This is a genomic window from Devosia indica (assembly GCF_003056405.1).
Lineage (GTDB): Bacteria > Pseudomonadota > Alphaproteobacteria > Rhizobiales > Devosiaceae > Devosia > Devosia indica.
The window spans coordinates 16017-41124 of sequence record NZ_PYVZ01000022.1; the positions used below are offsets into that span (position 1 = coordinate 16017).

At 60.5% G+C, this 25108-nt stretch carries 29 protein-coding genes; 14 read left to right on the plus strand and 15 right to left on the minus strand.

What is annotated here, in order from left to right; genetic code table 11:
• Window positions 1-14: 14 nt before the first annotated feature.
• A complete protein-coding gene (locus DDE76_RS17660) occupies window positions 15-776 on the plus strand; it encodes an NAD kinase (protein ID WP_104894063.1) in 762 nt (253 codons plus the stop codon).
• Window positions 777-806: 30 nt separating this feature from the next.
• Here DDE76_RS17660 and DDE76_RS17665 read toward each other — a convergent pair whose 3' ends face one another.
• Window positions 807-2012 (minus strand): DUF2336 domain-containing protein, encoded by a 1206-nt coding sequence (locus DDE76_RS17665; protein ID WP_104894062.1) that lies wholly within the window; start codon window positions 2010-2012, stop codon window positions 807-809.
• Between the two features lie 378 nt (window positions 2013-2390).
• The gene (locus tag DDE76_RS17675) at window positions 2391-3200 is read right to left on the minus strand and encodes a transglycosylase SLT domain-containing protein (RefSeq protein WP_104894060.1); all 810 of its coding nucleotides are present in this window, start codon (window positions 3198-3200) and stop codon (window positions 2391-2393) included.
• A 289-nt stretch (window positions 3201-3489) separates the two neighbouring features.
• Between DDE76_RS17675 and DDE76_RS17680 the strand changes: the two genes are divergently transcribed.
• Window positions 3490-4452: a hypothetical protein gene (locus DDE76_RS17680; RefSeq protein WP_157955893.1), complete on the plus strand. Its 963-nt coding sequence runs from the start codon at window positions 3490-3492 to the stop codon at window positions 4450-4452.
• Between the two features lie 138 nt (window positions 4453-4590).
• Entirely contained in the window at window positions 4591-6381 is a 1791-nt protein-coding gene (locus DDE76_RS17685) for a hypothetical protein (protein WP_157955894.1), read from the plus strand.
• Between the two features lie 166 nt (window positions 6382-6547).
• Here the strand turns inward: DDE76_RS17685 and DDE76_RS17690 are convergent, their stop codons facing one another.
• The 8 genes from DDE76_RS17690 to DDE76_RS17725 all read right to left on the minus strand — a co-directional run bounded on the left by DDE76_RS17690 (window position 6548) and on the right by DDE76_RS17725 (window position 12994).
• Window positions 6548-7549: an NAD-dependent epimerase/dehydratase family protein gene (locus DDE76_RS17690; RefSeq protein WP_104894057.1), complete on the minus strand. Its 1002-nt coding sequence runs from the start codon at window positions 7547-7549 to the stop codon at window positions 6548-6550.
• Window positions 7550-7567: 18 nt separating this feature from the next.
• Window positions 7568-8911 (minus strand): UDP-glucose dehydrogenase family protein, encoded by a 1344-nt coding sequence (locus DDE76_RS17695; RefSeq protein WP_104894056.1) that lies wholly within the window; start codon window positions 8909-8911, stop codon window positions 7568-7570.
• Window positions 8912-9053: 142 nt separating this feature from the next.
• Window positions 9054-9485, minus strand: coding sequence for an alternative ribosome rescue aminoacyl-tRNA hydrolase ArfB (gene arfB / locus DDE76_RS17700; protein WP_104894055.1), 432 nt, complete (start codon window positions 9483-9485; stop codon window positions 9054-9056).
• A 23-nt stretch (window positions 9486-9508) separates the two neighbouring features.
• A complete protein-coding gene (locus DDE76_RS17705; protein WP_104894054.1) occupies window positions 9509-9733 on the minus strand; it encodes a hypothetical protein in 225 nt (74 codons plus the stop codon).
• A complete protein-coding gene (gene thrS, locus DDE76_RS17710) occupies window positions 9733-11724 on the minus strand; it encodes a threonine--tRNA ligase (RefSeq protein WP_104894053.1) in 1992 nt (663 codons plus the stop codon). The genes DDE76_RS17705 and thrS overlap by 1 nt, the downstream gene beginning before the upstream one ends.
• A gap of 97 nt (window positions 11725-11821) precedes the next feature.
• Window positions 11822-12223 (minus strand): GFA family protein, encoded by a 402-nt coding sequence (locus DDE76_RS17715; protein WP_104894052.1) that lies wholly within the window; start codon window positions 12221-12223, stop codon window positions 11822-11824.
• Window positions 12204-12521 carry a membrane protein insertion efficiency factor YidD gene (yidD, locus tag DDE76_RS17720; RefSeq protein WP_245892054.1) on the minus strand — a complete coding sequence of 106 codons (318 nt, stop codon included), beginning with the start codon at window positions 12519-12521 and terminating at the stop codon, window positions 12204-12206. Before yidD ends, DDE76_RS17715 begins: the two co-directional genes overlap by 20 nt.
• A 20-nt stretch (window positions 12522-12541) precedes the next feature.
• Window positions 12542-12994 (minus strand): iron-sulfur cluster assembly scaffold protein, encoded by a 453-nt coding sequence (locus tag DDE76_RS17725; RefSeq protein WP_104894050.1) that lies wholly within the window; start codon window positions 12992-12994, stop codon window positions 12542-12544.
• 151 nt (window positions 12995-13145) lie between these two features.
• Here DDE76_RS17725 and folE point away from each other — a divergent pair, with 151 nt between their 5' ends.
• The 3 genes from folE to hisI all read left to right on the plus strand — a co-directional run bounded on the left by folE (window position 13146) and on the right by hisI (window position 15204).
• Window positions 13146-13766, plus strand: a complete 621-nt coding sequence (gene folE, locus DDE76_RS17730) for a GTP cyclohydrolase I FolE (RefSeq protein ID WP_104894049.1) — start codon at window positions 13146-13148, stop codon at window positions 13764-13766.
• 87 nt (window positions 13767-13853) lie between these two features.
• Entirely contained in the window at window positions 13854-14687 is an 834-nt protein-coding gene (locus tag DDE76_RS17735) for an AraC family transcriptional regulator (RefSeq protein ID WP_104894048.1), read from the plus strand.
• Between the two features lie 64 nt (window positions 14688-14751).
• The gene (hisI, locus tag DDE76_RS17740; RefSeq protein WP_104895003.1) at window positions 14752-15204 is read left to right on the plus strand and encodes a phosphoribosyl-AMP cyclohydrolase; all 453 of its coding nucleotides are present in this window, start codon (window positions 14752-14754) and stop codon (window positions 15202-15204) included.
• On the opposite strand, the gene DDE76_RS17745 is transcribed toward hisI, so the two are convergent.
• Entirely contained in the window at window positions 15201-15935 is a 735-nt protein-coding gene (locus DDE76_RS17745; protein ID WP_157955895.1) for a rhomboid family intramembrane serine protease, read from the minus strand. The two genes, hisI and DDE76_RS17745, sit on opposite strands and share 4 nt — an antisense overlap.
• Before the next feature lie 188 nt (window positions 15936-16123).
• On the opposite strand from DDE76_RS17745, the gene DDE76_RS17750 reads away from it, so the two are divergent.
• The 3 genes from DDE76_RS17750 to DDE76_RS17760 all read left to right on the plus strand — a co-directional run bounded on the left by DDE76_RS17750 (window position 16124) and on the right by DDE76_RS17760 (window position 18335).
• A complete protein-coding gene (locus DDE76_RS17750; RefSeq protein WP_157955896.1) occupies window positions 16124-16771 on the plus strand; it encodes a PAS domain-containing protein in 648 nt (215 codons plus the stop codon).
• Window positions 16772-16876: 105 nt separating this feature from the next.
• Window positions 16877-17509 carry a PilZ domain-containing protein gene (locus DDE76_RS17755; protein ID WP_104894045.1) on the plus strand — a complete coding sequence of 211 codons (633 nt, stop codon included), beginning with the start codon at window positions 16877-16879 and terminating at the stop codon, window positions 17507-17509.
• A gap of 202 nt (window positions 17510-17711) precedes the next feature.
• On the plus strand, window positions 17712-18335 hold the full coding sequence (locus DDE76_RS17760) for a transglutaminase-like cysteine peptidase (protein ID WP_104894044.1): 624 nt from the start codon (window positions 17712-17714) through the stop codon (window positions 18333-18335).
• Window positions 18336-18443: 108 nt separating this feature from the next.
• On the opposite strand, the gene DDE76_RS17765 is transcribed toward DDE76_RS17760, so the two are convergent.
• Window positions 18444-18764: a DUF6949 family protein gene (locus tag DDE76_RS17765; RefSeq protein WP_157955897.1), complete on the minus strand. Its 321-nt coding sequence runs from the start codon at window positions 18762-18764 to the stop codon at window positions 18444-18446.
• A 111-nt stretch (window positions 18765-18875) separates the two neighbouring features.
• On the opposite strand from DDE76_RS17765, the gene DDE76_RS17770 reads away from it, so the two are divergent.
• Complete coding sequence (locus DDE76_RS17770) at window positions 18876-19562, plus strand: hypothetical protein (protein ID WP_104894042.1); 687 nt, start codon at window positions 18876-18878, stop codon at window positions 19560-19562.
• Here the strand turns inward: DDE76_RS17770 and DDE76_RS17775 are convergent.
• From DDE76_RS17775 to DDE76_RS17785, 3 genes are all read right to left on the minus strand, one after another.
• A complete protein-coding gene (locus DDE76_RS17775; protein ID WP_104894041.1) occupies window positions 19559-19777 on the minus strand; it encodes a DUF3126 family protein in 219 nt (72 codons plus the stop codon). The genes DDE76_RS17770 and DDE76_RS17775 overlap by 4 nt on opposite strands.
• A 115-nt stretch (window positions 19778-19892) precedes the next feature.
• Window positions 19893-20720, minus strand: coding sequence for a serine O-acetyltransferase (gene cysE / locus DDE76_RS17780; protein ID WP_104894040.1), 828 nt, complete (start codon window positions 20718-20720; stop codon window positions 19893-19895).
• An 81-nt stretch (window positions 20721-20801) separates the two neighbouring features.
• The gene (locus DDE76_RS17785) at window positions 20802-21572 is read right to left on the minus strand and encodes an alpha/beta fold hydrolase (RefSeq protein WP_104894039.1); all 771 of its coding nucleotides are present in this window, start codon (window positions 21570-21572) and stop codon (window positions 20802-20804) included.
• A 130-nt stretch (window positions 21573-21702) separates the two neighbouring features.
• On the opposite strand from DDE76_RS17785, the gene DDE76_RS17790 reads away from it, so the two are divergent.
• From DDE76_RS17790 to DDE76_RS17805, 4 genes are all read left to right on the plus strand, one after another.
• A complete protein-coding gene (locus DDE76_RS17790; RefSeq protein WP_104894038.1) occupies window positions 21703-21948 on the plus strand; it encodes a zinc-finger domain-containing protein in 246 nt (81 codons plus the stop codon).
• Between the two features lie 8 nt (window positions 21949-21956).
• On the plus strand, window positions 21957-23135 hold the full coding sequence (locus tag DDE76_RS17795) for an FAD-dependent monooxygenase (RefSeq protein WP_104894037.1): 1179 nt from the start codon (window positions 21957-21959) through the stop codon (window positions 23133-23135).
• Between the two features lie 87 nt (window positions 23136-23222).
• Window positions 23223-24560, plus strand: coding sequence for an MFS transporter (locus DDE76_RS17800; RefSeq protein ID WP_104894036.1), 1338 nt, complete (start codon window positions 23223-23225; stop codon window positions 24558-24560).
• On the plus strand, window positions 24538-25020 hold the full coding sequence (locus DDE76_RS17805; protein ID WP_198650944.1) for a GNAT family N-acetyltransferase: 483 nt from the start codon (window positions 24538-24540) through the stop codon (window positions 25018-25020). The genes DDE76_RS17800 and DDE76_RS17805 overlap by 23 nt, the downstream gene beginning before the upstream one ends.
• Window positions 25021-25108: the final 88 nt, after the last annotated feature.

The following is a 25108-nucleotide window of genomic DNA, read 5'->3' on the forward strand; positions in this document are numbered from 1 at the left end:
AAGGACCCCGGTGCATGAGCAAAATCTGCGTCGTGACCAGCGAGACCGCAGCCGCTGAAGTGGCGGCCAAGCGTCTTCGACAACGCTATGGCGAGGTCGCAATGGAAGATGCCGATATTGTCGTGGCCTTGGGCGGTGACGGCCTGATGCTTCAGACCTTGCACAGGGTCATGGGTACTGATCGGCCCGTGTACGGTATGAATTTCGGGTCCGTTGGCTTCATGATGAACACCTTCAGTGAAGATGGCCTCATTGAGCGGCTCCAGGCCAGCCAAAGGACCTGCATTTACCCGCTCTCCATGACCGTACTGGACATATCGGGACAGACGCGCTCAGCGCTGGCGCTCAACGAAGTTTCGCTTTTTCGCTCAACCTACCAGGCCGCCAAGCTTCAGATATTGGTGGACGATGAAGTCCGCCTCGATGAGTTGATCTGCGATGGCGCCTTGCTGGCGACCCCAGCCGGCTCGACGGCTTACAATCTTTCGGCCCACGGCCCGATCTTGCCCATCGAAGCACCGCTTTTGGCCCTGACGCCTATTTCACCTTTCCGACCGCGGCGTTGGAGAGGCGCCATCCTCTCAAACAGGGCGGTCGTGAAATTTGTGACCCGGGAAGCCAATAAGCGCCCCGTCAGCGCGGTCGCTGACAATGTGGAATTTCAGAACGTACTCGAAGTCACGGTGCGCGAAGATCGCACACACGGAGTGACGCTGCTGTTCGACCCGGGAACAAGCTTGGAAGAACGCGTTTTGAGCGAACAGTTCCGCTTCTGAACGGCGTGGAGACTCGCGTTTGCGGTACCTCTAGGCGGCGGGCAATTGCATCAGCACAGGTTCTGCGCTTGGAGGCAGAGACATCGCGCCTTGGGTCGATCGTGCAAACGCGGCCATAACACCGCGCGCAGCCTTGCGGGCGAGGATGATGTTCTGCTCGTTGAGGTAACAGAACACTTCTTCGAGCTCGGACGGGATTTCTCCCTCATACTCGCTGATCAGTTCCTCGGTAAGCGCTGTGATCACATAGTGGCGCGCCGCTGCATCGTCGGCGAGATCGGTAGAACGCGCATGCATAACCAGCCGGACCAGCAGCCCGCCGATTGCACCGGAAAGCCCGCAGCGGGCGAACAACGCCATGAGGGCAGCGCGACTGCCGCTTTCAAGCAAGGTAAACACTTTGTCCGCGCTGGTATTGGCCAGCCCGCCGATGCAGGCCGCAAAAAACAACACCCGCCCTGTCACAACGGCATGCAGCAGCAATCGCGCATTGATCTGGTCTGCACCCAGCAAATCATCGACAAACGCCGATCGGCCCGCCTCGGCGACACGCTCGCCAATAACCGCCACTGCTGTATCGGTGCCGTTGCGCAGCACCCGACCCAGACGGTCGGCATTGAGGGCACCCTTGACGATACGGCATCCGCGCAGGCTCTCGGCAACCTGGTGCACCAGGGCCAGCCGCGCCTTTCCCGGCAGATCCTTTCGGGCAAGCAATGCGCCACGGTATTCAGCATCGGCGCCAAAGCTCTCTGCCAAATGGTCTAGCGTGGCCGCCTCGATGCATACGTCGTCGCGGCGAAGCAGGCGCAATGTAATGCGCTGGTCATTTCGGCCGATTAGCGCCGACGAGAGCCTCGGGCTGACCCGGGTACGCTGTGCAATCGCCAGCAAGGCACCGTGATCGCCTCTTGCCACGATGGACAACAGATCCGCATCGACCAGAACGGGCGAATACTGCAAAACGGCGCGAGATATCACCGCGCTGTCCTGCAGCAGCGAGAGGATAATCGGTCGAGGTGCCTGACACGAATGCAAGAGCCCATAGGCCAGAGCTGCCCGCACCTTGACCGAGCTGTCATCGAGAAAACCGATCAATGCGGCGTAGAGCGCTGCATGCTCATCGGCGGGCCCGCTGTGATCAAGATAGGCCAAGGCCGCAAGATGTGCCGCATGCCCTCGCTCATCACTGTCCTTGGACTGTGACAGTTCTGCAAACGCCTCGTAACCGACCATTACGCACCCCACTCCGATGGAGTGAAGCTAGCGATCAAACTTTAAGGAACGGTTCACCATAAACGGATGCACTTGGCGCAGCATGGGCCAAGGCCGAACCGCGCAATCAACCGCCTGCCAACGCGGCAAAAATCCGGGAGAACGTCTCCCAGGATGCAAACACGATCACCCAGGACAACAGGGCCAGGACAAGAACAATCACGCCCCTGGGCAAAGGAACCTCAGACCCCGCGCTCGCCTCGCGCAATGGATGCGCCATCATCTTACTCCACAACACGTCGGCAGGCGACACGACAGCAATGGCGCCATCCCAGCACCAGAGCGGGTTCTGCAATGTTCGCCAACCCGCACATTTGATCTAGATCGCTTCCCATCGGCCTACTGAGCGTACAGTTGAGTAAAGAATGCAGAGCTCTCCTGGCCAGCCTCCTGCTCTTCTTCGATCTCGTTCTTGAACAGACCGGTGAAGGACATGTTCGCGGGCGAGAACCTTGAAGGCAGCGGCGGTTCGGAGACTTGTGGGGCGCCTTGATCGCTTCCGCTGGTCATCTGCTGGACTGCAAATCCGGCGTTGTCAGGAGCTTCGTGCTTGGCCACCAGCACCTGATAGACTTGTCGAATGGTTCGTGCCTGCCCACTGCCATCGAAGAAGATGGCCCGGTTGGCGGCCGCTTGGCGCGGAAAGAGCTGGACGGCAATCTGCTCCGGATTCTCAAGGCCGGCCTTGAACATCCGCTCCGCGCCCTGAGCACCCAGGAAATGCGCGATGTAGAGTTCACCCGCGCTAGGCATCCGGCCAAACTGGCTGCGCAGATAATCCCCGTTGGATCGGGTGAATGCCGCTGCCAGATCTGCGGCAATCTGCGGATTTTCACGCAATTGCAGAATTTGCTCCCGCTTGGCAGCATCGGCCACGACATAGTCGCCATTCGATGTGCGGGCGATTGCATCAGCATAGGATTGATAGCCCAGTCGCGGGCCCTCTTCCTTCATCACCTGCAACCACGTCCCCTCGAGAAACTGGAACAACCCGACCGCCGAAGAGGTACTGGCCCGGGCCTGTGGATTGAGGCTGCTTTCCCGCATTGCCGTTTGCAGCAGATAGTCAAAATCCACCCCGCTGCGATTGCCCGCAGCGTTCAGAGCATTGGCCAGGCTCTGCGAAATGGAAATGGACTGCACACCCATGGCAGCTTGTCTCAACAGGAATCACCGACCCCACACTAGCACCCAATCTCGTTAACACCCTGTTAACCACCCTGCGCCCGTGTCACCGCGAAACGACACACAAAGGCGTCTCTGGCGGCTCGGTGTCGATCAGCAGTGTGCGCAACCGACCAGTAGGTGATGTAAAAATCCCGTCAGCAGTCATTGGGCGGTTTATAATCGCATTCGATTGTGACACAGCTTTTCCCCAATTGGGGTCTAGGCGAAAGCCGGATTCGGACCCGCAACGGTGCCGCAAGCTGGAGAGCACATGCATTCGGCAAGACTATTGGCAACCCTGATCGTAGTGCTTTTGGCGCCTGGTCCACTGGCGGCGCCCCAGCCGGCCATGGCCCAGCAATCGGCAGAAATCCCTCCCCTCCCACGCCCCCGTCCCGACCGCGACGCGGCACTCGTAACCACCACGCCAGACGACACCACAGCGGCCGAAGCCATCGCCGCGGTGTCAAACGTGCCGCAGCCAGTCACACTCACCGCCCGCATCACCGCTGATGGCGCGCCCATACCTGAAGGGCTGGTCTGGCGCATTTTCGAGGGAAGCCCGGGGGAAGATGGCGAAATGGCACTGATTGCCAAGGCCGACACTGGCAGTGCGCAACTTGATCTGCCCCCTGGAGACTACGTCGTCCATGTCGCCTATGGCCAGGCCCAGCTCAGCGAACCATTCACCGTGATGCCTGGTACGAATAGCCACGACATCAACCTTGAAGCCGGCGCCTTGCGGCTGAATTCTGCTGTAACGGGGGACATTCCAATCTCCCCGGCCCTGCTGCATTTTGACATCTTCACCGCCAGCGACGACGCCAGCCGGGCACTTGTCGTGGATGATCTCCCACCCAATGAGATTGTCACCCTCAATGCCGGCACCTACGAGATCGTTTCTCGCTTCGGTGCAATCAACGCCGTGGTCCGCGCCGATCTGAGGGTAGAGCCCGGTCAGTTGACAGATGCCACGCTCTATCATCATGCCGCCGAAATATCATTCAAACTTGTCTCCGAAGAGGCCGGTGAAGCCATCGCGGACGTTGAATGGACGGTCAAGACCGCTGAGGGCGCAACCATATTCAGCGAGCGCGGTGCCTTCCCGTCCGCGGTTCTGTCTGAGGGCGAGTATCTGGTGCTCGCCAAGCTCGGGGATCAGGTCTACAACCGCCAAATTCAGGTTCAGGCCGGCGGTCCGAGAGAGATCGAAGTGCTGACGACCGTCTACTAGGGGGCCATTACCTCCAGCGAAATACCTCTTCGTGGGCGGGATCTGTCTCAATTGCGCAACACGTTGCGGGCAGATGGTACTTCGACTTGAATGGCGCTGGGATGCGGCCCAGATGCATAAGACCAACGGGAGAAGACCATGTCGATGAACGTGACTATTCGCGGCCGCCTGCCGGCCATTGCCGCTGCTTGCCTTCTCAGCGTGGCTTTGCCCGCAACAGTCGGCATGGCAAAGGAAAAAGTGAAATCTGGCGGTGACAGTGCTGCTGCGCTGGAGATGGACTATTCGGTATCCATCCCGACAGTTGACGCCACCGGGTCAAATCTCGACAACGCAGTCCTTACCGAAATCCTGAGCGGCAACATCGTCGATAACGCCGAGGCGCTCGCCAATCTTGATGCCACCAGCATCGCCGTGCCCGAGATCACGCTCAGCGTCTCTTCGCAGTCGGATGACAATGCGCATGACGCGACGGTGACAGTGACCGACCTGCTGCTCGAAAATGTGGTGGACGGGAAGGCGGCAAGCATCAGCCTCGCCGGCATTAGCCTGATCGCCGATGATGCAAATTTCGCCTTCGGAGCCATGTCGGCAGCAAACCTCGACATCGCCGGCATTCTGGGCATTTACGGCTTGGTCGAGACTGCGGAACAGACCAGCCTCGAAACCATCTACACCGACCTCGTGTCGGAAGGCGGTACGCTTGAAGCCGAAGACGTTTCGTGCAGCTTTGGCGGCGTCACCGGGGCCGAGTTCAAGGCGCGTCCGTTGGAAACATCGTTTGTTGAGATGATGGCCATCGGCCAGGCCATGGAAGACCAGGGTGACGATGTAGACCCGGCAACCATGGGCCGGTTCCTCAAGATGTATGCGGATATCCTGACAGCTTTCGAAACCTCCGAAGTGAGCTTTGAAGGCTTTGACTGCAGCGGGCTCGACGAGGATGGCCGCCCCATGACCTTCTCTGTCGCTGGCATGACCATGGGCGGCATGTCGCCGGGCATCTACCCCTCCATCGACATGGACGGCTTTGATATCGTGGTGGAAGGCGACGGCTCCTTTGCCTTGGACAACCTGACCATAAAGCCAATGGACCTGACCTCGACCATCGCCGCACTGGAAGCGGCACCCGCCGAGGTTGACGAGGCCTGGCTCGAAGAGAATGCGCGCGCCTTGATACCGGCCATGGAAGGACTTTCGCTTTCCGAGCTCGACATCGACATCCCGGATCCTGAGACCGAGGGCGCCCGTATTCAGGCAAAGGTGGGCGCGTTCGACGTGTCGCTGGCCAAATACGTCAATGGCATCCCGACCGATCTTGATGTCTCGGCGACAAACATCCAGGCGGCCGTTCCCGAGGGAACCGGCGAAGATGCACTGGAGCAAATGCTTGAGCTGGGTATCACCGAAGTCGACGCCAGCTTCCGCATCGCTGCCGCCTGGGATGCAGCGAGTCAGTCCATCGCAATCGAGGAGATGTCTCTGACCGGCGCCGATCTCGCTACCGTCCTGATTGCCGGTACCATCGCCAACGCGACCGAAGACCTTTTCGCCCTCGACATGAATGCCTCAATGGCGGCCAGCATGGCCGTTGCCGTCAAGAATCTCGATCTGACGGTAACCGATGCTGGTCTTTCCGATGTGATTCTGGCCGTGGTCGCCGCCGAACAAGGCGCTGACCCAGCGACCCTTCGCCCGGTTTTTGCCGGACTGGCCCAGGGCAGTGTCATTGGCATGATGGCCGGGGCTGCTGACGCGGCAAAGCTGGGCGAGGCGATCAACAGCTTTGTTGCCGGCAACGCCAAGACACTGATGATCGGTCTCGATGCAAAATCTGAACCCGGACTTGGCATGTTGGATTTCATGCAGGCCGAAGATGATCCCACATCGCTGATCGGCAAAGTCAATATCAGCGCCGAAGCGAAATAGTCGTCCGACCGGAGCAATCATTCCTGGCCGTCGCAGACAAGCGTCGGCCGGGAATGAACCGGACTGGTCCTTGCCTGGGGACGTACCCGCAAGGCGCCCATAGCCATAGGGCAGCTCGCCCAACACCACTCAGGCTCGGCCGCAAGTCGCAAGGCCGCGCCCTGCCCTACTTGTTTTTCTGATAGTCTCGAAACCAGGCCACGAACTTCTCGATCCCGACATCGATCGGCGTAGCAGGCAATTCGCCAACCAGTGCCTGAAGCAGCGCCGTATCGGCCTCCGTCGCAACAACATCTCCAGGCTGCATCGGCAGCATATTGAGCTGTGCCTTGGTACCCATCGCGCGCTCCAGCGCGCCGATGAAGTCCATCAGTTGCACGGGGCGTCCACCACCGACATTGAGCAGGCGGAACGGCGCCACTGCCGAAAGACTGTCACCCTCGACCGGTTGGTCAGCAACCGGGACCCGCGACATGATGGCAATGAGCGACGCCACCAGATCCTCGACATAGGTGAAGTCGCGCCGCATCTCACCTTGGCCATACACATCGATCGGCTTGCCCGCATCAATGGCAGTGGCGAATTTGAGCAAAGCCATATCAGGGCGCCCGTACGGACCATAGACCGTGAAGAAGCGTACACAGGTCGATGGGATCGACCAAAGATGCGCGTAGGAATGGACCAGCGCCTCGCCCGATTTCTTCGTGGCGGCATAAAGCGAGAGAGGAGAATCGGCCCTGTGCGTCTCCCCATAAGGAATTTCTGCATTGCCGCCATAAACCGAGCTGGTCGAGGCAAAGATCAGGTGCTTGGGCGAATAGCGACGTAAGGCTTCGAGCAGGTTTGCGGTACCGACAATATTGGACTGGATATAGCTCTGCGGGTTTTCAATGCTGTAGCGCACGCCCGGCTGGGCACCGAGGTGATAAACGATATCGGCCCCTGCCGCCCCGACGAAGTCCTCGAGTGCATCTGCATCCGTCAGGTCAATCTTGCCAAAGCGGAACCCCGGCTGTTCCACCAGGATATCGAGCCGGGTCTGCTTGAGAGCCGGGTCATAATAGCTCGTCAGGGCATCAAGACCGACGACCTCGTGTCCAAGGGCAAGCAATTTCTGGCTCAAATGAAAGCCAATGAACCCGGCCGCACCGGTAACCAGAATTTTCACGCGACGAGACCCTTGGTGTTATTCTGCTGCGTCCGAGACATGCTCGCCGATATCCTCGCCAGACCTGCCGATGCTGACATAAGCAAACCCATGGCGGGCCATTTCGTGCGGGCGATAGACATTGCGCAGATCAACGAAGACCGGCGTCTTCATCATTGACTTGAGCCGCTCAAGGTCAAGGGACCGGAACTCGTTCCATTCCGTCACCAGAACCACCGCGTCAGCGCCTTGGGCGACGTCATAGGCACTTTCGGCAAAACCAACATCTTCCAACAGCAGCCTGGCTGCCTTCATGCCTTGCGGGTCGAAGGCAACGACCCTGGCGCCACGATCCTGCAAACCACGAATAATGTCGAGCGAAGGCGCTTCGCGCATGTCGTCCGTATTGGGCTTGAAGGTCAGGCCCAATACGCCAATGGTCTTGCCGCGCACCTCCCCACCACAGGCCGCGATCACTTTGCGCGACATGGCGCGCTTGCGTTGGTCGTTGATCGAGACCGTGGTTTCCACCAGCCTCATGGGGCTGCCGAAATCCTGGCCGATCTTGACCAGAGCCGTGGTGTCCTTGGGGAAACACGAACCGCCATAGCCGGGACCGGCATGAAGGAACTTGGCACCAATACGATTATCGAGGCCAATACCGCGCGCCACTTCCTGCACATTGGCCCCGGCCGCCTCACAAAGATCGGCAACCTCATTGATGAAGGTGATCTTCATGGCAAGGAAGGCGTTGGCGGCATACTTGATGAGTTCCGATGTGCGACGATCGGTAAAGAGCAGCGGTGCCTGGTTCAGATAGAGCGGGCGATAGACTTCCGTCATCACCTCCCGCGCCCGCTCGTCGTCAAGGCCCACCACGATGCGGTCAGGCCGCTTGAAGTCCTCGATGGCCGCCCCTTCACGCAGGAATTCGGGATTTGAGACAACCGCAACATCCGCCTCTGGATTGACCGTTCCGATGATATGCGCGACCTCGTCACCGGTACCGACCGGAACCGTGGACTTTGTCACCACCACGGTAAAGCCGGTCACAGCCTGTGCCACTTCACGCGCGACGGCATAGACATAGCTCAGGTCAGCATGACCATCTCCGCGCCGGCTAGGGGTGCCCACAGCGATGAAGACCACTTCTGCCTGTCCAACGGCGCTCGGCAGGTCGGTCGTGAAGCTCAGCCGTCCGGCCGCCACATTGGCATTGACCAGTTCGGACAGGCCGGGCTCGTAGATTGGCACCACACCGCGCTCAAGATCCGAGATCTTGCCCTGGTCCTTGTCGATGCAGGTCACATCATGCCCGAAATCAGCAAGGCACACACCCGTAACCAGGCCGACATAGCCAGATCCAACGATTGCGATCTTCACCGGGCCATTCTCCTTGCGGCAATTTTCACCTGATATCCCGGGACCAGAAAGAGCACCCGCGCATGGTCTCAGAAAAGCACTATACTCAAATCAAATCCATGACAGTGAACGCAAATCTGCATTTCAATTACAGTAAACGCCACTATTCGCTATCGCTCGGCCGAGAGCGCATACGTTTGACGGCGCTTCGATTGGTCTTCTTGTCCAGCCGACGCTTCTTGGACGCCAGCGTCGGGCGCGTGGCGACACGAGGCTTGGGCACAAAAACGCCTGCGCGCAGGAGCGCCACCAGGCGTTCGAGAGCATCCGCCCGGTTGAGGGGCTGGTCCCGATGACTGTTTGCCGTGATGACAATGACGCCATCCTTGGTGAGACGGCTCCCGGCCAGGCCGGCAACTCGACGCTTTACCGGCTCTGGCAGGCTGGTATTGGCTGCAAGATTGAAGCGCAGCTGTACCGCGCTCGCGACCTTGTTGACGTTTTGCCCGCCCGGTCCTGAAGCACGAACGAAACTCTCCTCGATCTCTGACGGATCGATACTGAGGGAACGGGTGATGTGAATTGGCTCAGCCATGCCTCACCCAATCTTTGTTCTGTTCAGCGTTTGGAGCGGCCCGCGAACCAGACTTCCTCATCATGGATGACACGGCCCTTCTCGGTGGTGCGGAACTTACCCGGCTCCACCTCTTCGACCCATTTCTTCTTCAGCATCCCGGTGAAGACCTTTTCGCCAATATCCTTGAAGTCATCTGGACCAAGCACATTGGCCTCGCCCAGATGATAGAGCGCCTTCATCTCGCGGTTGGACGGACGCTGCGGCATCAGGCGGTCTTTTCCGCCGTTTCCTTGAGATCAGGCGGAGTGGCTTCAGCCATCAGCGCCACCAGCGCGTCCATGAACGGTTCGACCTTCTGGCCTTCCGTGCCCAGGCGGCGCACCGACACGGTTCCCTCCTCGGCCTCACGCCGCCCCACAACGAACATCAACGGCACCTTCTGCACCGAGTGCTCGCGCACCTTATAGTTGATTTTCTCGTTGCGAGTATCGATCTCGGCCCGAATGCCGGCGTCGCGCAGCTGACGCACCAGCTTTTCGGCATAATCGTCCGCTTCCGAAACGATCGTAGCCACGACCACCTGGGTCGGGGCCAGCCACATCGGCATCTTGCCTGCATAGTTCTCGATCAGGATGCCGATGAACCGCTCTAGCGACCCCAGGATGGCCCGGTGCAGCATGACCGCATATTGGCGCGAGCCATCCTCGGCCACATAGGTCGCATCCAACCGCTCGGGCAGCACATAGTCGAGCTGAAGTGTGCCCACTTGCCAGGACCGACCGATGGCATCCTTGAGATGAAACTCGAGCTTGGGTGCATAGAACGCCCCCTCGCCTTCCGCGATCTCGAAGTCATAGCCGGTGGCGCGCAGCGCATCGCCAAGCGCTTTTTCGGCCGCATCCCAGCGCTCGATCGTGCCACCGAACTTTTCGGGACGCGTGGCGAGCTTGATCACGACATTGTCGAAGCCCATATGGCCATAGACCGAATAGAGCAGATGCACGAAATGCTCGGTCTCGGACTGGATCTGGTCCTCACGGCAGAAAATATGCGCGTCGTCCTGCGTCATCTGCCGCACACGCATCAACCCATGCAGCGCCCCATGCGCCTCATTGCGATGGCAACAGCCAAATTCCGCCATGCGCAGAGGTAGATCGCGGTAGGACTTGATGCCCTGGTTGAAGATCTGCACGTGGGCAGGGCAATTCATCGGTTTGAGGGCGAGATAATCGACATCGCCTGAAACGACCGGACCGTCTTCTTCGGTATTGGGGATTTCGTCCGGCACCACGAACATGTTTTCGCGGTACTTGCCCCAGTGCCCCGACTGCTCCCAGAACTTGGCGTGCATCAGTTGAGGGGTCTTTACCTCCTGATAGCCCGATTTGTTGAGGCGCCGACGAATATAGGCTTCCATCTGGTTGTAGATAACAAAGCCGCGCGGATGCCAGAACACCGAACCCTGGGCTTCCTCCTGCAGGTGGAACAGGTCGAGGTCGCGGCCGATTTTGCGATGGTCGCGTTTCTCGGCCTCCTCCATCATCGTGAGATAGGCTTCGAGCTCATCCCTGGTTGCGAATGCCGTGCCATAGATGCGGCTGAGCACTTCGCGATTGCTGTCGCCGCGCCAATAGGCCCCGGCCACCTTGGTCAGTTTGAAGGCCTGGCCGACATCCTTGACCGTACGCATATGCGGCCCACGGCACAGGTCCTTCCACTGCCCCTGGGCATACATCTTGATCGACTGGTCCGCCGGAATGGCGTCGACCAGTTCCACCTTGAAAGCTTCGCCCTTGGTCTCGAACCAATCCTTGGCCTGGTCGCGGCTCCACACTTCCTTGGTGAACGCAGCGCCGCGATCGATGATCTCGCCCATCTTCTTTTCGATGACGCGCAGTTCGTCTTCGGTAAATGGGCCGGCCGGGCGATAGAAATCGTAATAAAAGCCGTTTTCGATCACTGGCCCGATCGTTACCTGCGTCTCGGGCCAAAGCTCCTGCACGGCCTCGGCCAGCACGTGCGCAGCATCGTGCCGGATCAGCTCCAGCACATCCTGCGAACCACTATCGCGCGTGACAAATTCGATCTTGCCGTCGCTTTCCAACGCGTCGGAAAGATCAGAGAGTACACCGTTCCAGCGCATTGCGACCGTCTTCTTGGCCAGCGACTTGGAAATCCCCTCCACGATCTCGGTGCCGGTAGTGCCGCGCGAATAGTCGCGAGCAGCACCATCGGGAAAAGTCACCTTGATCGACATCTGAAGTCTCCATGAAATTGGGTTGTCACGCATTCCACAATACGTGCGGTCGCTGCCTTAGCATGAAAAGAGCCGAATGCCAGCCTCAAGCTGGCGTTCAACCCGGCAATCCCTCGAACTGCGGCAGGTTGTCGGTGATCTCGTACCAAGGTGCCTTGGAGCCGACAAACATATGAAACGATGGTCGAACCTTGGGGTCATCGACCAGCGTGCCCATGGCAACATGCGTGTTTCCGTTCTCGGCGATCACCGAGTAGAGAAACGAACCACACTGCCCGCAATGCACATCATGTGTGCCCGCAGGGTTACCATAGCTGAGAACGCTTGCCTCGCCCTGTGTTAGCCGCAAACTGCCAGTCTTGATCGAAGCCATGGGCTTGAACGCCGATCCCGTCGCGCGCCGGCATCGGGAACAGTGGCAATAAAAGGCCGCCTCGAAGGCGTCCTCGACTTCATAGGTCACCGCCCCGCACAGGCAGCTACCTTTGAGCATGGTCATGCTTGTTTCCCCGCCAACGCCCATACCGCCAGGGCAAATACCATCGCCCCTCTGCCGGCAGTGTCTCCGGCACCGGATCATATCCATGCGTCCCGCCGGGGCGGCAGCGCCAGAAACGCGCCAGCCCCATCCAGCCGCCGGGCCAGAATCCGAACGTCCAGATGGCAGTGCTGGTGAACTCCGAGCATGTCGGCAGATGTCGACACGTGCGTCCGACAAAGGCCGAAAGCGTATAGCGATAGAGCGTAATCAGAAAGACGGCCGCAACCTTGAACGGCATGTCGATGACCTGCCACATCAATGCGATGAATCGATCCATCAGCCACTCACTGCAACCGATTGGTTCGACTCAAGCTTTTCCAGCGCCGCAGCGACGGCATCGAACACCAGAAGGGTTGACATATGGCGGGCTGGATACCCCCGGACCGGCTCAAGATATTTGAGATCCTCCCACCTCCCCGAGGGCGGCGCCCCATCCGCCTTGAGCATGTCGTGCATGGTCTGTCGCAGGTCCAGAAAAGCGCCCGTCGATGTTCCGACGATTTCCCGCGCCACCACGGCCGCTGAGGTCTGGCCCAGTGCGCAAGCCGAAATCTCGTGGCCGTAGCCGACGATCACCCCATCGCGCACGACCAGGTCGACCTCGATCACCGAGCCGCAGACGCGGCTGACCTTGCGCGCCGAAACGTCCGCAGCGGCCAGCCGGCCTGGCTGAGGGGCGTTCCCCGCAAGGTCGAGTATCTTTTCGGAATAGAGATCGCTCAGCTCCATAATCCCGACAATTCTGTTTCTTGTTCCGGTCTCGTTCCGCTTCTATATAGGGGTTCTCCATCCAACTGTCAGGGGATTGTGCTCCTGTCGAAATCCGACGCGTCGTTCGTCGCGTAGTGAGCATCGGTCGCAACGCAAGGAGCCGGACCCCATGGACGCCCAAGTAAAGCCGCTCAAGCCCGTTACCCCTGACACGCCCGTTTCGCGTCCCAGCCGCGATGAAGCGGAGGCTGCCGTGCGCACGCTCATCGCCTGGGCCGGTGACGACCCCAATCGCGAGGGTCTGCTGGACACGCCCGCACGTGTGGCCAAGGCCTATGGCGAACTGTTTGCCGGCTACGACCAGAACCCCGGCGAAGTGCTGTCCAAGACCTTCAAGGAAGTCGGCGGCTACGACGACCTGGTGCTGGTCAAGGGCATCCCCTTCTATGCCCATTGCGAACATCACATGGTGCCTTTCTACGGACAGGCCCACATTGCCTATCTCCCCCATGATGGGGTTGTCGGCCTCTCCAAGCTGGCCAGGCTCGTTGAAGTCTTTGCCCGGCGCCTGCAGACGCAGGAAACCATGACGGCGCAGATCATCGACGCCATCAACGAAAACCTTGGCCCGCGCGGTGCCGCCGTGATGCTGGAAGCTGAGCACATGTGCATGACCATGCGCGGCGTGAAGGCCCATGACGTCAGCACGGTCACCCACCGCTTCACCGGTGTTTTCGCCGAGGACCGGCAGGAACAGGACCGGTTTTTCGCCATGGTCGGGCATCGCTGAACGCCCGCCTCGTTCAAATGACAAGCGCGATCAAATGCGCTTGTCCTGATTATGTCATAGACTGCCTGTCTCAAACGGGTCTGTGCCATGTCAGTTGTTTCCAAAATGCTCTGGGTCCTGGAAAGCCGTTCGCGTGAACCGCTAGGCTTGGACGAGTTGGCGTCTGTCACTGGCAAGTCGAGAAGCTATCTCTCGCGCGTATTTCCCCTGGTAACCGGGTACTCCGTAACCGCCTATCTCAGGGCGAGGCGCCTGAGTGACGCCGCTCGTCAACTGGCCGACGGCGCGCCCGACATCCTGTCGGTCGCTCTTGAAGCCGGCTACGGCTCGCATGAGGCATTCACCCGCGCATTTCGCGACCAGTTCGGCATCACGCCGCAACATGTCCGCCAGCAGCGCAATCTCAACGGGATTACCCTAGTGGAGCCTCTTAGAATGGATATTGCAGCCCCCGTCAGCATCGCACCGCCCCGGTTCGAAAATCGCCCCGAAATGATCTTCGCCGGTATTGCCGAGCGCCATCCCATGAACAATCCAGCGGGCCTGCCCGCGCAGTGGCAACGGTTCCAGCCCCATATCGGCAATATCGACGGTGCCATTGCCGGGGTGGCCTACGGCCTTGTCGGTGAGATCGCCGACAATCGCTTTGAATATATGGTCGCCATGGAAATGCGTCCCGGCGCGGAAATACAACCCGATCTCGAAAGCGTCACCGTTCCTGCACTGAAGTGGGCCAGGTTCACCCATGGCGGCGATCTCTCCACCATTCGCCAGAGCATCGCCGCCGCCGAACAGTGGCTAAGCGATAACGGGCACGAACCGAGCGAAGCCAGCTATAGCTTCCTCGAATATTATGGCCCTGACTTTGATGCCCGCAGTGGTAGCGGCGACATCGAAATCTGGTTCGGCCTTCAGGCCTGAACCCTTCCAATCCGCTGTGATGCGCGCTAGAGGCTCGGCATCCGCACGAGCAATGGCGCGCATCATGACCATTTCCTTCACCGACCCCAAGACCCTCGATCATGCCGCGCTGGAAGAAGGCACAACCTTCGCCCCACGCTTTGACGCCCATGGCCTGCTGTCCGTGGTCACCATCGAAGACGGCACCAAGGATATCTTGATGGTCGCACACATGAATGCCGAGACCCTGTCGCTGACCCTGGAGACCGGTATCGCCCATTATTGGTCGCGTTCACGCAAGGCCATATGGAAGAAGGGCGAAACTTCGGGCGAACTGCAGGAAGTGGTCGAGCTGCGCACCGATTGCGATCAGGACTGCATGGTCATGGTGGTGCGCCAAACCGGACGGGGCGCTGCCTGCCACACAGGTCGCAAATCCTGCTTTTATCGGCGCGTAACAACCGATCAGGGGGAGACCCGGCTTGAAGACACCGGCCTGCCTCGCCTGTTCAACCCGAAGGATGTGTACGGGGGTTAGGTTTTCCGCTCAAACAGCGGCACCAGCAGGAAACCGGCAGCGAATCCGCCCAGATGGGCCTGCCAGGCGATGGATAGCGCGCTACCCGTCAATAACGGCACCAGCGGTACTGCCGCATTGAGCGCCAGCCAGATCAACGTGAAAAAGCGCGAGCGGGGGTTGGCGAACACCTCGCGCAGGCTCGCCAGCTGGCGCCCAAGCACCACCGCTTCGCCGGTTTCAGGATTGCGGGCCATCAACACCGGTTGGAACATGAAGCGAATGGCAGCACCCGTCAGACCCGCAACACCTCCCGATGCGCCGATCAGGTAAACCTGACTATAGAGCGTGGTTGCCGCGAACAGAGCCGCACCGCCAAAGGCCGATATCAGGAACAGGGACACCATCGGCCCTGCCCCATAGCGGCGCACCACGGGTGTTGCGAAAATCACCAGCCAGGCAACATTGATGAGCAGATGGTCCCATCCGGCATGGAGGAACGCATGAGTGAACGGCGTCCAGATCAGTGGAATGGCGATGCTCGGTTCAAAGGGCGCCACCACGATTCGATAGGGCTGAAATGCGAACCACAGCAGCAGCTCCACCTGGCCGTCAAGGTTAAGAACCAGGGTTGATGCGAGATGAACGGCAATCAATATGCTCGCAAGGGCCGTAATGGACACCGGCAATAGAAACACCGGTTCACGCCCTTCAGGCCCCTGGGACACCGGTGCCCGCTCTTGTTCATTCATTGGCAACACCCCAAGGCACCGGCGGGCCGTCGCCCCGCTCGCGCTTTTCCACATTTGGCCACAGACGTTAACCTTAACTAACCTTTAAGCGCGCCACGAGCGCGGCATTTTGCGATTGTCCGGGAAGCGCGGCGGCCTCCTCTTGGAGAATGCCTCGACGCCACACATTGCGGGTCCGAACGATGCAGATGCAGAGCACCAAAACACTCTATACCTATTGGAACACGATTCGGGGTTCCCGCAGCGCGCCAGACCGTCGCGACATTGACCCGACACGTATTCGTGAGGCGCTTGCCAATACCTTTATTCTTGAGCTCGATAGCGCCGACAAGTTCTCTTTCCGCCTTGCCGGCTCACATCTGTGCACCAGCTATTGCCGGGAACTGAAGGGGCGCTCCTTTTCTGCGCTCTGGCATGACCGCGACGGTGACGCCATGGACACGTTGATCCGCGCTGTTACCGAAGACCATGCCGTGGCTCTGGTCACCTTTCAGGGCACCACGGCCCTGCACACCAAGGTGAGCTTTGAAACCATTCTCATGCCTTTGCGCCACAACGGCTCGACGCATACCCGCATTCTGGGTGCCATGTCGGCGGTTGAAGTACCTTACTGGCTCGGCGTGCAACCTATCCTCGAACAGCGCATCACTGGTCTCCGGCTGATCTGGCCTGACGAGGTTCCTGCCGAAGAATCCGCGCGCGAAGTCATGGCCAGTGTTGTCAACGACGCCGAATATGGTTCGTCGGCACAGCCCGCAGCCATGCCGACCACGGTCTATGGCCGTAGCGCGCGCCGCTATGCCCATCTTGCCGTGATCGATGGCGGCCGGAACTGATTGGTTCGCTTTTGAGCGACCAATTCGGACCAATTCTCATCAAGCGTTAACCAAGCCCAGCTAAGTTTGCTGTGGTTTTCCCCAGTGCGTGGAACAGGTTGACGTATGCTCAGTGACGACATTTCTGCTCCACAGCCCATTACCAGCCTGCACGCCGGTGCGGGAGATCGCCGCTTCCAGCGCGTCAAAGTGTCGATCCTGGGCCGCTACATGCTGGCGGACCGTCGTGAATTTCCGTGTCAGGTCCTGTCCATGTCCCCCGGCGATGCCGTGGTGATTGCCCCGGTCCCTGGCATTGTTGGCGAGCGGATCATCGCCTATCTCGATCATCTGGGACGTGTTGAAGGGACCATTCTTTCCCAGGTGGATGGCGGCTTCATCATGGATATCGCCGCATCCCCGCGTAAGCGCGACAAGATGGCGGCCCAGCTCACCTGGCTGGCCAACAAGGATATTCTCAATCTCCCCGAGGACCGCCGCCACGAGCGCGTTGTCCCCGACATCCGCCATTCGACCGTCGTGCTCGACGATGGACGCCGCTACAACTGCAAGATCATCGACATCTCACTTTCCGGCGCTGCCGTCGAACTCGACGTGCGTCCGGCCATGGGTACGCCCATCACGCTGGGCCGCATGCGCGCCCGCGTCGTCCGTCATTTCCAGAATGGTGTCGCCGTCGAGTTCGTGGCCGCCCAGGAAATGCTGACCGTGGTGCAGCAGAACCTGCGCATGAACTGACCCCGACAGGGCAAGCACCAACGCGCCCCCTGCCGCGCAGGAGCAGAGGCGCGTGTCCGAATGCACCGGTGCATTGCCCGGCGCCGTCATGGTCAACAAATCCCTATAAGCATCGATAAAACACGCATAAAAACTGCGTGGCACTTTTCGGATCGGGGCAATCGGCCGTCCCTAGTGTGGTCTCCATCAGGGAGACGACACCATGACTTTGATCAAGAAGGGCCTGCTGGCGGGGCTACTCACCGCCCTCTTTGCAATCGCCCCGGCCGCCCCAAGCGCAGCACTCGACCTCACCAACATTGCCTATGTCCAGACCAGTTCCGGCACGACCTCGATCCCGGTCGGACATCTGGAGTTCTGCAAGTCCAACCCGACGGAATGTCGCGGCTACGACCGCGTTGAGCCGGCAACCGTGCTGGACGATCGAAATTGGCAGCAGCTTGTTTCCGTGAACGCTTACTACAATCGGAACGTTGTCCCGGTCACTGACCAGGATCTCTACAAAGTCGCCGAGTTCTGGACTTACCCCAACGGCTATGGCGACTGCGAGGACTTTGCCCTGGCCAAGCGCCGTGACCTGATCAATTCAGGCTGGCACCCCTCTACGCTGATGATCGCGGTGGTCAAGGAAGCCAATGGCAACGGCCATGCCGTGCTGATCGCCCGCACAGATCGCGGTGACCTCGTCCTCGACAATCAGGTCGGCACGATCGAGCTCTGGAGCGACACGCCCTACAAGTTCATCAAGCGCCAGTCGCAGGCTCATGCCGGGCAGTGGGTCGACATGATCGACAACCGCGTGCTGGTCGTCGCTGCCGCCAACTGACAAGTTTCCGGACCCCGCCCAAAGCCTATCCCTGATAGGGGTCTGAAGAGCCAGGCCGGTCACGCGCAAGCGTGGCCGGCCTGGCTGCGTCCAGAAATGGGCTTGAGATTATGGCCGAAGCGCCACGTAGATACTCATGAAAAAGAGCCCGGTTATGAAGGCCCAGCCAAAGGCCACCAGGGCCGAGATTAGAACAGACGGCGTCGAGATCGTGCCATCCTCATCATGGCTCCAGCCCACCTGGAGAAGAATGTAGGGACCGCACACGAAACTCATCGCCAGATTGCCCAGCGAGGCCAGGTAAGACCGACCGTCCCAGCGCAGCATGGCCTGCTGCCGCGTAACCCACTGGTAGAGGTGGGTCCCAGCCCCCGCCATGCAAAGCCCCACGCCCATGATGAATGCCGCAAGCAAAAGTTCCCTGGTCATGCCCATCCCCGTGCCATCTGCCCATGCTGCGAGACTGTTTACTGTTTGTTAAGCATATTGCGCCCCCTAATGGTTGTCACCCCGAAGCGAGAATTCTGGTTAATTTCCACCATGGCGGCCTCAGGCATCAATGCGAACGCTGTGGAAGGTGGCAAAGGCCAGCTCGCCTACAACCTTGCCGGAATTGCCTTGATCATCCTGCTGTTGGCGGTGGGTGTGGCTTATCTGGTCGACCAGACGGCCCGAAACATGCAGCGGCCCATGCCCAGCCTGCTTGATGAAGACCCGATAACGCAGACTGTCGCAGGGCGTGAATTGCACATTCCCACGACCTGGTTCCGCTTTGGCGAAACCATCAAGCCTGGTTTCGTCAGCCAGATCGATCTGACCTTCGCTCTGCCGCTGGCTGCCGGCCAGCAGCCAACGACGGTCGATGTGACGCTGATTTCACGCAGCGCAGCGCGCGCCAGCGGTGCGTTGCTCGACGCGGTCTACTTGCACCAATTTGCCGATGGTTCGGTCAGTGGCATCCCCGGACTGGTGGGCAAGCCGCTTCTCGCGGCCGATGGGTATGCAGACGAAACGGTCTGGTATGACCCACTCTCGCCTGCCCCATTTGTTGCCAAATGCGCCGCAGCGCCCGATCCGAGCCGCTCGGATCGCTGTCTGAGGACCATTCACCTGCCCAACGGGCTGGCAGCCATCCTCAGCTTTGACGCGGAGGCGCTGGTCGCCTGGCGTCAGTTCGACGCCGAGCTCGCCCAGTGGCTGGGCAAGATCGGCGCATTGGACAATTAGTCGATATCGTCCAGGTCGATGTCCAGGATCGACATGGAGAACATGTAGGACTTGTCGCCATCCTCATCGTCGAGGTGGATCAGGCCGATCGACTCCTCGCCAATGAACACTTCAACGGAATCGTTTAGCTTCGGCCGCGGGCGGACATCGATATTGCGATTGTTGAAGGTGCGTTGCAGAAATTTCTGCAGCTTGATGATCTCGGGGTGGTTCACGGGAACATGTCCTGCTGGTTGCGTTGAGGCGGCAATCTAGTGTCTCGACAAACCCTGACAACCCCTGCACGGACCAATTTACCGGTAACAACTGGCCCGAGTGGCTTGCCCGGCGCTATTTCGCTCCGTCGTGCACCAGCACCATCTGGTCCATGACCAGGGCCGGCTGAGCGCATCCGGCCTCGCCGATCACCTTGGCCGGCACACCAGCCACGGTCGTGCGTGGCGGCACCTCCTTGAGCACTACGGACCCGGCGCCCACCCGGCTGCAATCACCAACCTTGATGTTTCCCAACACCTTGGCCCCGGCGCCGATCAGCACCCCATTGCCGATCTTGGGATGCCGATCCTGATCCGCCTTGCCGGTGCCGCCAAGCGTGACATTCTGGAGGATCGAGACATTGTCCCCCACAATGGCGGTCTCGCCGATGACCAGCCCGGTGCCATGATCGAGCATGACACCCTTGCCCATGGGCACGGCCGGATTGATATCGACCTGGAACACCTGGCTCGAACGGCTCTGCAGATACAGCGCAAAGTCGCGGCGCCCCGACTTGTGCATGGCGTGGGCGAAGCGATGGGTCTGGATCGCCTGATAGCCCTTGAAATAGAGCAGCGGCTCGATGGCCCGGTGGCAAGCCGGATCGCGCTCCAGCGTCGCGGCCAGATCGACCCGGGCGGCCTGACCGATTTCGGGATGATCGCGCAGGGTTTCCGCGAAAGCCTGGCGGATCATGTCCGCTGACACGTCTTCATGGTCGAGGCGCGTCGCCAGTCGGTGCGCCAGCGCCTCTTCCAGGGTCTCATGATTGAGAATGGTGGAGAGAACCAGATTGGCCAGGAACGGCTCATTGTCGAGCACCTGCCGGGCCCCGGCACGAACAGCCTCCCAAACCGGGTCGACGGCCTGTATCTGGGGCGAAATCTTGGCATTGCCGCTCATGTCGCGAGTCTCCGCTTCATCGATAGATGCCGATATAAGCTACATCATTTCGCTGTTCAAAGCCAAAGCTGCTCCTTTGGTTCACGAAACCGGCACGCTGGAGCAATGCTTGCTCAGAAACTCCAGTGCCGCTGCCTTGAACACCTTGTCCCCGGTCGCCCGCATATGGTCGCGCCGGGGAATGACAAGGGCCTCACCCTGCGGCAGCAACTCAGCCAGCGCCTCGGGCCCGCCGGCCATCTCGTCCTCTTCCCCAACCGCCACCAGTGCCGGCACTTCAATTCGCCGCACATCGGCGCGTGCCATGGGCTGGCGCGAGGTCTCCATGCAAGCCGCCAGCGCTTCACGATCCGAACCGGTGTGGTCGGCAAAGATGCGGAACTGCCGCGCGGTGGGATGAGTCAGGTCGGATAGGTCCGGTGCCCGCAACCCGGCAATGATGTCATTGCCGTCGCTCAGCCCGTTGATCAGGTTCATGGCCATGCCCCCGAAAATCGCTGCAACGACCCGCTCGGGGTGGTGGAAGGCCAGAAAAGCGGCAATCCGGGCGCCCATGGAATAGCCCATCACCGCCGCCCTTTCGACTCCCAGATGATCGAGCAGCGCCAGCGCGTCCTCGGCCATCTGGGTCGGATAATAGAGCTCGGGATCATGCGGCCTGTCCGATTGGCCATGACCACGGTTATCAATCGTGATGGCCTGATACCCGGCTTCGACCAGCGTCTCCACCCAGCCGGTGTCGACCCAATTGACCTTGCCGCTTGAGGCAAAGCCGTGGATGAGCAGGACCGGCGGCCCCTCTCCGGTAACCTCATAAGCGATCGACAGGCCGGACGTGGTGAAGCTGGGCATGGGGCATCCTCTTTTCAGTCCCTCGGGTGTTGCGGCTTCAGGACGCAAAATCAAGCGCCCTTTGCCCTTTTCTTGGTTGAGGCCTTTGGCTATGGTCGCGCCAAATCAAACACACTCCAGGTTCCCGACCATGGCACACGGCTCGACCCCGCATTTCCACAATACCGAAGGCCTGCGCAGCATCGAGATCGGGTCCAAGGAGTTTCAGTGCGTCGGCGCCCTGCCCCCGTTTGACCATCCCCATGTCTTCCTCGACATGGGCAAGGACGACGAAATCGTGTGCCCCTATTGCTCGACACTCTATGTCTTCAAGGCTGAACTGGGCGAGGGTCACGCCAACCCCGCCTCGGCCATCTTCAAGGCCCACGCCGCCTGATCAGCCCCATGCCCAGTTCGGGCCGCAGCTATATCATTGCAGGTGCGGGCATTGCCGGCATGACCCTGGCGCTCGCGCTTGCGAAGTTCGGCGCCACGGTGGTGGTGCTCGAACGCAGCCCAACGATCCAGGAGTTTGGCGCAGGGCTGCAGATCAGCCCCAATGCCCGCCGCATACTCGATCGGCTTGGGCTGGGCGACGCCATCGACCAAGCCAGCCTTGAGCCTGCCGCGCTCGATGTCTATGCGCAGGGCGGTCAGCACCCGCTGGTCAGCATGGAGCTGGGTGCGATCATGCGCGAACGCTTTGGCACCCCCTATGCCGTGATGCACCGGGGTGACCTGGCGAACCTTCTCTACAAGGCCTGCAGGCGCTTTGCCAATATCGACATCCTGTTCGGCGTGCGCGGCTGGGACGTGGTGTCCCACGCCCGCGGCGTGACAGTTGCTATCGACGAAGCCAATGGGCAAAGCCGAACGGCACGCGCCGATGGGTTCATCGGGGCAGATGGTGTGCATTCCCAGACCCGCATTGGTGTGCTGGATGGCCCGACCGCCCAATATCGCAACCGCATTGCCTGGCGCGCGCTGGTGCCGGCCGCTTCGCTTGGCGGACCGATCGCCATGGATCGGGTGTCGGTGTTTTTCGGCAGCGGCTTTCACCTGGTTTGCTACCCCCTGCCCCATCGCGGCCAAGTAAACCTGGCCCTGTTCATGCCCGGCGCAATTCCCTCCGATGGCGTTCAGCCTAAGCCAAGGCGACCCGGCCCAAAGGTCGAGCAACTGCTGGCGGCGGCGGCGGGCAACTGGACAGCCTGGCCCATGTACACGGTGGATACCCCGCTCTGGCATCGAGGCAATATCGGCATCATAGGGGATGCTGCCCACGCCATGGTGCCGTTTCAGGCGCAGGGTGCGGCCATGGGCATCGAGGACGCGGCGACCCTGGCGCCGCTGCTGATGGGAACTGAATCGGCCGAAACTGCCTTGTCCCGATATGCCGTCATCCGGCAGCCGCGCGCCCGTCGTGTTGCCGCACTTTCGGCAGAGAATGGGCGCATATTTCATATGGCCTGGCCGTTCAGCCTGGCGCGGAACGTTGTCATGCGGTTGCAGGGGCCAAGAGCCCACCTCAAGCGACTTGCATGGGTCTATTCTCACGACGTGGGCGACAGCCCCGCGCCGTGATCGGCTCCGGCCTTGCCTTGTCGGCTTCTGCCGTGTCAATTGCGTCGCACCATTCCGGTGGAACAAAGAAAAGGTAACAACCACCGCATGCAAGCTGCGATTCGCTCTCGCCTGACCCTGACCTGCATCCTGATCACCATTCTGATCGACATGATCGGCGTGGGGATTATCGTGCCGGTGCTGCCCGAGCTGCTCGAGGACCTGACTGGCGGCAGCGTAGCCCAGGCGGCCGTGATCGGCGGCTATCTGGTGTTTGCCTATGCCTTCATGCAGTTCGTTTTCTCCCCGGTGCTGGGCAATCTCTCGGACCGCTTTGGGCGTCGACCGGTGCTGCTGCTCTCGCTGCTGGGGCTGACCTTCGATTATCTGATGATGTCGATCGCCCCCTTCGTCTGGTACCTCTTCATTGGCCGCATCATTGCCGGCATTGCCGGGGCGGCACTGGCGACCGCTACCGCCTATATGGCCGACATCACCCCGCCTCATAAGCGCACCCACCGCTTTGGCCTGATCGGCGCCGCCTTCGGGCTGGGCTTCATCATCGGCCCGGTGATCGGCGGCGAACTGGGCGAGTTCGGGCCGCGCGTGCCCTTCTTTGCGGCGGCGGGCCTGGCCTTTGCCAATTTCCTCTTTGGCCTTTTCGTCCTGCCCGAAAGCCTGCCTAAATCCTCGCGCCGCAAATTCGACATTCGCCGCGCCAACCCGCTCGGGGCCGTGCTGGCCCTCAAGAAATACCCTTCCGTCCTCTGGCTGCTGACCGTGCTGTTCTTCTTCCAGCTTTCGGCCCAGGCCTTGCCAACGGTGTTCAGCTATTTCACCGTCGAGGTGTTCAATTTCACTTCCTCGATCATTGGCCGCACGCTGGGCGCGTTCGGGCTTGGCTTTGCCATCAGCCAGGCCGTGCTGGCCGGTCCCATGTCGCGTGGGATTGGCGAACCGGCGGTCGCCATGATTGGGCTTCTGGCGGCGATTGCGGCCTTTGCCGGCGTCGCCTTTTCGACTGAAGAATACATGCTCTATCTCGCCATTTTGGTGGGCACGATCAGTGGCCTTGCCCCGCCCGCGATCAACGGTGTGCTGTCGCGCCAGGTGCCGGACAACAGCCAGGGCGAATTGCAGGGCGCGGTCAATGCCGCCAGCTCGCTGGCCACGATCATCGGCCCGCTCGCGGCCACGCAGATCTTCTCCTATTATACCACCACCCCCGGCACCCATGGCTATTTCCCCGGCGCCCCCTTTATCGCCGCCAGCGCCAGCGTGGCGGTTGCGCTGATCGTCTTTGCAATTGCCGCCTGGCGCTTCGAACTGGGCAGCCGCCCGAGTATCGCCGACCACCCGCACGCGCCTGAAATGCCACCGCCCGGCCAGGTGCGCGTGGCGCCGCTGGAAGATGATGATGACAATAGTGATCCGTCCCGCCGCTGAGGCCGACTGGCCGGCCATGCTGCGCATCGTCAAGCCGGTGCTCGACGCGGGCGAGACTTACGCCATCGACACCAGTCTGGGCGAAGACGGCGTCCGCGCCTATTGGCTGATGCCGGCTCATGAGGTCTTCGTGGCCGAAATCGGGGGGAAGATCGTCGGCACCTACTACCTGATGGCCAATCAGGCCGGAGGCGGCGCGCATGTGGCCAATTGCGGCTACATGACCGCCCCGGAGGCGCGCGGCAAGGGCGTGGCCCGGACCATGTGCCTGCACTCGCTCGAGCGGGCCCGTGAACGCGGGTTCCGCGCCATGCAGTTCAACCATGTCGTCTCCACCAATACCGGCGCCGTCGCACTGTGGCAGAAGCTGGGCTTTGAAATTGTCGGGACGCTGCCAGAGGCCTTCAAGCATCCGGCGCATGGCTATGTAGACAGCTATGTGATGTTCCGGGCGCTCTAGCACGGACCCATTTCTCCAGCACAGGCATCCGCACGGCCCCTGGACCTGCGGGTTTGAAAAATAGAGCGGAATCCCGAGACGGTCGCCG

Excerpts from the sequence above, each read along its gene's own strand:
- DDE76_RS17660 (WP_104894063.1), top strand. The coding sequence starts at position 15 with ATGAGCAAAATCTGCGTCGTGACCAGCGAGACCGCAGCCGCTGAAGTG.
- DDE76_RS17665 (WP_104894062.1), bottom strand. The coding sequence starts at position 2,012 with ATGGTCGGTTACGAGGCGTTTGCAGAACTGTCACAGTCCAAGGACAGT.
- DDE76_RS17675 (WP_104894060.1), bottom strand. The coding sequence starts at position 3,200 with ATGGGTGTGCAGTCCATTTCCATTTCGCAGAGCCTGGCCAATGCTCTG.
- DDE76_RS17680 (WP_157955893.1), top strand. The coding sequence starts at position 3,490 with ATGCATTCGGCAAGACTATTGGCAACCCTGATCGTAGTGCTTTTGGCG.
- DDE76_RS17685 (WP_157955894.1), top strand. The coding sequence starts at position 4,591 with ATGTCGATGAACGTGACTATTCGCGGCCGCCTGCCGGCCATTGCCGCT.
- arfB (WP_104894055.1), bottom strand. The coding sequence starts at position 9,485 with ATGGCTGAGCCAATTCACATCACCCGTTCCCTCAGTATCGATCCGTCA.
- DDE76_RS17705 (WP_104894054.1), bottom strand. The coding sequence starts at position 9,733 with ATGCCGCAGCGTCCGTCCAACCGCGAGATGAAGGCGCTCTATCATCTG.
- thrS (WP_104894053.1), bottom strand. The coding sequence starts at position 11,724 with ATGTCGATCAAGGTGACTTTTCCCGATGGTGCTGCTCGCGACTATTCG.
- DDE76_RS17715 (WP_104894052.1), bottom strand. The coding sequence starts at position 12,223 with ATGACCATGCTCAAAGGTAGCTGCCTGTGCGGGGCGGTGACCTATGAA.
- yidD (WP_245892054.1), bottom strand. The coding sequence starts at position 12,521 with ATGTGGCAGGTCATCGACATGCCGTTCAAGGTTGCGGCCGTCTTTCTG.
- DDE76_RS17725 (WP_104894050.1), bottom strand. The coding sequence starts at position 12,994 with ATGGAGCTGAGCGATCTCTATTCCGAAAAGATACTCGACCTTGCGGGG.
- folE (WP_104894049.1), top strand. The coding sequence starts at position 13,146 with ATGGACGCCCAAGTAAAGCCGCTCAAGCCCGTTACCCCTGACACGCCC.
- DDE76_RS17735 (WP_104894048.1), top strand. The coding sequence starts at position 13,854 with ATGTCAGTTGTTTCCAAAATGCTCTGGGTCCTGGAAAGCCGTTCGCGT.
- hisI (WP_104895003.1), top strand. The coding sequence starts at position 14,752 with ATGACCATTTCCTTCACCGACCCCAAGACCCTCGATCATGCCGCGCTG.
- DDE76_RS17745 (WP_157955895.1), bottom strand. The coding sequence starts at position 15,935 with ATGAATGAACAAGAGCGGGCACCGGTGTCCCAGGGGCCTGAAGGGCGT.
- DDE76_RS17750 (WP_157955896.1), top strand. The coding sequence starts at position 16,124 with ATGCAGAGCACCAAAACACTCTATACCTATTGGAACACGATTCGGGGT.
- DDE76_RS17755 (WP_104894045.1), top strand. The coding sequence starts at position 16,877 with ATGCTCAGTGACGACATTTCTGCTCCACAGCCCATTACCAGCCTGCAC.
- DDE76_RS17760 (WP_104894044.1), top strand. The coding sequence starts at position 17,712 with ATGACTTTGATCAAGAAGGGCCTGCTGGCGGGGCTACTCACCGCCCTC.
- DDE76_RS17765 (WP_157955897.1), bottom strand. The coding sequence starts at position 18,764 with ATGACCAGGGAACTTTTGCTTGCGGCATTCATCATGGGCGTGGGGCTT.
- DDE76_RS17770 (WP_104894042.1), top strand. The coding sequence starts at position 18,876 with ATGGCGGCCTCAGGCATCAATGCGAACGCTGTGGAAGGTGGCAAAGGC.
- cysE (WP_104894040.1), bottom strand. The coding sequence starts at position 20,720 with ATGAGCGGCAATGCCAAGATTTCGCCCCAGATACAGGCCGTCGACCCG.
- DDE76_RS17785 (WP_104894039.1), bottom strand. The coding sequence starts at position 21,572 with ATGCCCAGCTTCACCACGTCCGGCCTGTCGATCGCTTATGAGGTTACC.
- DDE76_RS17790 (WP_104894038.1), top strand. The coding sequence starts at position 21,703 with ATGGCACACGGCTCGACCCCGCATTTCCACAATACCGAAGGCCTGCGC.
- DDE76_RS17795 (WP_104894037.1), top strand. The coding sequence starts at position 21,957 with ATGCCCAGTTCGGGCCGCAGCTATATCATTGCAGGTGCGGGCATTGCC.
- DDE76_RS17800 (WP_104894036.1), top strand. The coding sequence starts at position 23,223 with ATGCAAGCTGCGATTCGCTCTCGCCTGACCCTGACCTGCATCCTGATC.